The sequence below is a fragment of the Amycolatopsis sp. SID8362 genome (assembly GCF_010550475.1).
GTDB lineage: Bacteria > Actinomycetota > Actinomycetes > Mycobacteriales > Pseudonocardiaceae > Amycolatopsis > Amycolatopsis eburnea.
In genome coordinates this window covers 1-345 of sequence record NZ_JAAGNB010001000.1, presented here as the reverse complement: position 1 = coordinate 345, position 345 = coordinate 1, and the positions used below count along the sequence as shown (strand labels likewise).

At 68.7% G+C, this 345-nt stretch carries 1 protein-coding gene; it reads left to right on the top strand.

Going from position 1 to position 345, the window contains the following annotated elements; genetic code table 11:
* Window positions 1–82: 82 nt before the first annotated feature.
* Window positions 83–345: biotin--[acetyl-CoA-carboxylase] ligase (locus tag G3I65_RS31030; RefSeq protein ID WP_375336735.1), on the top strand; the 263-nt coding region annotated here is incomplete at its 3' end.

The window sequence follows — 345 nt, the reverse complement described above, 5'->3', positions numbered from 1 at the left end:
CGGGGTCCAACTTAGAAGAGCGCACCTCTAAGTGAACGACTGAGTAGCTTGCACGTTAGGGGGACTCCCATATGGTGGGCACATGGCTGAGATCGACGCTGCCCGTCTGCGAGCGGCCCTCCAGGATCGGTACGCGAAGATCGACGTCGTCGAGCGCACCGGTTCCACCAACGCTGACCTGCGGAAAGCCGTCGAGGAAGGTGCTCCGGACGGGACCGTTCTCCTCGCCGAAGAGCAGACCGCGGGGGTCGGGCGCCGGGCCCGGCCGTGGAGCTCGCCGAAGGGCGCCGGCCTGTACCTGAGCGTCGCGCTCCGGCCGGGCGTCCCGTTCGCCGCCCTCGGCTC